A 4,438-nucleotide genomic window follows, 5' to 3' on the forward strand; every position below is an offset into this window, starting at 1 on the left:
GCGTGTATTACTATAGTTCTCATCCAGTCTTTCAAAATGCTCTACGATGTTGGGATTGAGCCATTTCTTTTTCTTTTCATTATCAGCTTTTTGATTACTGTTCTGATCGCAGCCAATCGATGAAGTGACCAGCAATGTAATAGCTGCAATCGAACGTATAAGACTAGGAAGCCTTCGATTTTTTCGCATCTTGGCCCTGCTGTTTCTGCTGTGCGATTAATAACAAATCACGTACATAATTGTTTCGGGTCGTTGAAACCTGTCTGCGCCGCGACTCGGCAGCAGCTGTTTTCCAGTCTTCAATTTTGATGGCGCCATTAAATTTTGGCCAGCTGGTACGCAAGTTGGTCATGCCCAGATTGAATATCATATCGAACAGGGCCATTTGTACTTCATCCGGGAATTCATCAAAGTTGCTCTGGAAACCCTTCTGCCGATTATAGAGATTGGTTAACTCTTTATAAAAACTGTCGATATGCTTTATCAGCAGCGCCTCAATATCATCATCCAACATAGTCAACCGAGTGAACTGCTTATAGTAGCTGGCTTTAAAACGCCGCGGATTGTCCGGACCATTGAGCAACACAAACTGATATTCGGCTCGGATTTCCTCTGGCGTTGCACGCCGCAGAAACCAACCAAACATGCGGGGTATATAAAGGGGAAGTTCGGCAGCGGCATCCTCGGAAACCACCAGGTGGCCAATTCCGATAGTTACCTTGCCTACAGAATCTAAATAGAAATGATTAACTCGGCCTTCGAGCTTTTCGATTTGCTCAATCAGCGCATCCTTAACGCTATCCTTTAGCGACATAATTACTCCTTTTCATTTCATCCTTGTGTCCATCATCGGCGATCTGTGCCGATGTCCTTCGTTTATAACAAGTAACTGCCGATAATTCAATCTGCCGATTAGTAGATCCCCGGCTTTGCCTCTATAATAGCCGCAAATTATTGATTATCTTTTGTCATGGCCTGGATTCAACTTAAATTTAATTACAAAAACCCCGATGCAGACTCACTTAGCGACTACCTGATGGAGCTGGGCGCGCTGGCGGTGACCTTTCTGGACGCGGAAGATAAGCCGATTCTCGAGCCAAAGCCAGGCGAAACACCATTATGGGATCACCTTATCGTATTGGCGCTGTTCGAGGCAGATGTCGACACAAAGAGCATCGATAGAGCCATTCAGTCGCATGATTTTGCCCAATACATTGGCCAGCAGTACGAGTGGGAAATCATTCGCGACCAGGACTGGGAGCGATCATGGATGGAAAACTTCAAGCCGATGCAGTTCGGCGAGCGAGTCTGGATTGTACCCAGCTGGTGTGATGCTCCTGAACCTGACTCAGTGAATATCAAGCTCGATCCCGGTTTGGCTTTCGGCACCGGTACCCACGCTACCACCGCTTTATGTCTGCAATGGCTGGACGGTGCCAATCTGATGGGTAAAACAGTGATTGATTATGGTTGCGGCTCCGGCATTTTAGCCATTGCGGCCCTGTTGCTTGGTGCTGAAAAAGTCTATGCCGTCGACATTGATCCGCAGGCCATTGAAGCGACCAAACAGAATCTTGCACGTAACGGTATTGCCAACGATCGATTAGTATTGGGCTTGCCCGAACAGGTAGAATTGCCACAGGCAGATATTCTGGTTGCCAATATTCTGGCCGAACCTTTGCGCCAGTTGGCAGAATCTATTGCAAATTCGGTGCAACCCGGCGGTAATCTGGTATTATCGGGCCTTCTTGAAACTCAGGCTGACGAGCTTAACAGCCTCTACAGTCAATGGTTCGAGATGGATGCCCCTAAAGTACAGGAAGACTGGGCACGCCTATCCGGAACCAAGCAATCTTAATGCCTGGTTTCAAGTTTATTGTGATCAGCTGTTCTATGGGGTAGTCATTTCAGTTCTATGAGCGAAACCTTTTTAACCAATTGTCCGCACTGTAAGTCAGTGTTCAAATTGCGTCGCGAACACCTTGAAGTTGCTTCGGGCCATGTCCGTTGTGGTAATTGTCATTCTTTATTTTTAGCAACCGACTCATTAGTGTCGCTGGATAAAGAAACGCAGAAAGCGCAGATGGAAGATACGGTTGAGAAGGCTGAAGACAAAATTATTGATAAGGCGATTCCCGAACTGACTGACGAAGACAAAAGCGAACACTACGAGCTGGCCATTGAAGCTGCACCCAGCTCCGCCCCGCACTACTTCAAATGGTTCATCTATTCCTTTGCTGGTTTAATTCTCATCTTCCTCGGCATCTGGTTTCTTTATATCTGGCCCAATAAAGCTGTCTTATCGCAAGACGCCAGCTGGCGCCCGGTGATGCAGGCTTCCTGTAAAGTCTTCCAGTGCGTGGTTCCGCCATTGCAGGATTTAAAGCAATACCGAGTCAGCTCAATCGACGTTTCGGAAAACCCTGGCGGCCAAAAAGAAGTCAGCATGGTTTTACAGAACTTAGCTGATTTTGCCCAGCCTTTCCCCAAAATACAGGTTATTTTGAGCGACATTAAAGGCAATCAGTATAAAAGCCCCATCTACTCACCCGAACAGTATTTGCCCGAAGTAAACCACAATGCCCTGATTCAACCAGGCCAATCGGTGCAAATTGGCTTCAGCTTTAACAGCAGCCTTGAGCATTATAGTGGTTATCAGGTGCAGCTGGTTCAGTAGCTACCTTATTTATTGTCATTACGAGGAGGCCTTCGGCCGACGCGGTGACCAAAGGAAATACCCTTGGGTGCAATCTGGTGAGATTTGCTGATAACGGTTTGCTCAGATTGCCACGCTCCTTACTGTCGCTCGCAATGACCCAATGATGCTTTGGCTACCCAATTAACATTTAACAAGCCCCTTTCCCATAAGCCTTTGAACTCTTTATTGTCAAGCAAAAAATTGATGCTTTTTTATACAAATTCCGTTCAAAAAATGATTTAAAGCGTGTATGATCGGCCACCTTAAATTCAACCCTGATGGCGCTTATGCGAATTGGTCCTTATCAACTTGATAATCCGTTGATCCTGGCGCCGATGGCGGGTGTGACTGATCGTCCCTTCCGTCAACTTTGCAAAGAGCTTGGGGCTGGCCTGACCGTTTCTGAAATGATCGCTGCCAATCCGAAGCTTCGTAATACGCGCAAAAGCATGCAGCGCAGTAATCATCAGGGAGAGCCTGGCATCCGCTCTGTGCAGATTGCCGGTGCTGAGCCAGAGATGTTGGCCCAGGCCGCGCAGTACAATGTGCAAAATGGTGCTGAAATCATTGATATTAATATGGGATGTCCCGCCAAGAAGGTCTGTAAAAAGGCCGCCGGCTCTGCTCTTTTGCAGGATCCGAAGCTGGTGGAGGACATTCTGAATGCCGTTGTGGCCGCGGTTGAGGTTCCGGTCACCCTTAAAATCCGTACTGGCTGGAATCATGATAACCGTAATGGTGTTCAAATTGCCCAGATCGCGGAACAGGCAGGCATTCAGGCGTTGGCGGTTCATGGCCGTACCCGCGCCGATAAATATCTGGGTAACGCTGAGTACGATACGATTGCAGCAATTAAGCAGTCAGTATCCATTCCAGTAGTTGCCAATGGCGATATCACCAGTCCGGAAAAAGCCAGGTTTGTATTGGATTACACCGGCGTTGATGGTCTGATGATAGGTCGCGGTGCACAGGGTAACCCATGGATTTTCCGCGAAATCTGGCACTATCTGCAGACTGGCGAAAAACTGACACCTCCAGACTGGCAGGAAGTTCGCCAGGTTCTGTTGGGGCATGTCGCCGCCCTGCACGAGTTTTATGGCGCTGTGATGGGACCTCGCATCGCGCGCAAGCATGTTTCCTGGTATCTGCAAGAACAGGCAGATGCCAATGAGTTTCGTCAAACCTTCAATACCATTGACGATGGTGCTGAACAGTTGGACGTTTTAGACCGTTATTTTGAACAAAAGCAACAGGCTATAGCAGCATGACTATTTTTGATACAAATCTAACTCGAGAAAGCAACAACCAAGACAACCACGCAGACGGTAATACGTTTGCATCTAACCCAACTTTACGTGAGCACGTTGCCATGTCTATGCAGAACTACCTAAAGCAGATGCATGGTCAGCCGCTAAGCGAAGTGTATGATCTGGTTCTTACGCAAGTAGAAGAGCCTTTGTTACGCGCCATCATGGACCATACGCGCAACAACCAGACTAAAGCCGCTCAGGTTTTAGGTCTTAACCGCGGAACCTTGCGTAAAAAGCTTAAACGCTACAACCTTCTGTAACACAAACAGTCACCTCAAATTAGGGTTCGTATCAGAACCCTAAATTTTTTTAAGGAGCTATTCATGTCTAACTATCGCCCAGTCAAGCGCGCCTTGATCAGCGTTTCTGACAAAACTGGTGTAGTTGAATTTGCCCAAGCCCTTGCCGATAAAGGCATCGAAATTTTATC

General features: G+C 47.4%; 6 protein-coding genes. 4 read left to right on the top strand and 2 right to left on the bottom strand.

The window, feature by feature from the left end; genetic code table 11:
• Both HUJ19_RS11355 and HUJ19_RS11360 read right to left on the bottom strand, forming a co-directional pair.
• Positions 1 to 189: hypothetical protein (locus tag HUJ19_RS11355; RefSeq protein WP_290624315.1), on the bottom strand; the 189-nt coding region annotated here is incomplete at its 3' end.
• A complete protein-coding gene (locus tag HUJ19_RS11360) occupies positions 164 to 814 on the bottom strand; it encodes a hypothetical protein (RefSeq protein ID WP_290624316.1) in 651 nt (216 codons plus the stop codon). The genes HUJ19_RS11360 and HUJ19_RS11355, both read right to left, overlap by 26 nt.
• 156 nt (positions 815 to 970) lie before the next feature.
• Between HUJ19_RS11360 and prmA the strand changes: the two genes are divergently transcribed.
• The 4 genes from prmA to fis all read left to right on the top strand — a co-directional run bounded on the left by prmA (position 971) and on the right by fis (position 4,268).
• On the top strand, positions 971 to 1,858 hold the full coding sequence (gene prmA, locus HUJ19_RS11365) for a 50S ribosomal protein L11 methyltransferase (protein WP_290624317.1): 888 nt from the start codon (positions 971 to 973) through the stop codon (positions 1,856 to 1,858).
• Positions 1,859 to 1,915: 57 nt separating this feature from the next.
• Positions 1,916 to 2,677, top strand: coding sequence for a zinc-ribbon and DUF3426 domain-containing protein (locus HUJ19_RS11370; protein WP_290624318.1), 762 nt, complete (start codon positions 1,916 to 1,918; stop codon positions 2,675 to 2,677).
• A 308-nt stretch (positions 2,678 to 2,985) separates the two neighbouring features.
• Complete coding sequence (dusB, locus tag HUJ19_RS11375; protein WP_290624319.1) at positions 2,986 to 3,966, top strand: tRNA dihydrouridine synthase DusB; 981 nt, start codon at positions 2,986 to 2,988, stop codon at positions 3,964 to 3,966.
• Positions 3,963 to 4,268, top strand: a complete 306-nt coding sequence (gene fis / locus HUJ19_RS11380) for a DNA-binding transcriptional regulator Fis (protein ID WP_290624320.1) — start codon at positions 3,963 to 3,965, stop codon at positions 4,266 to 4,268. Before dusB ends, fis begins: the two co-directional genes overlap by 4 nt.
• Positions 4,269 to 4,438 lie beyond the last annotated feature (170 nt).

Source organism: Kangiella sp. (genome assembly GCF_014762745.1).
GTDB lineage: Bacteria > Pseudomonadota > Gammaproteobacteria > Enterobacterales > Kangiellaceae > Kangiella.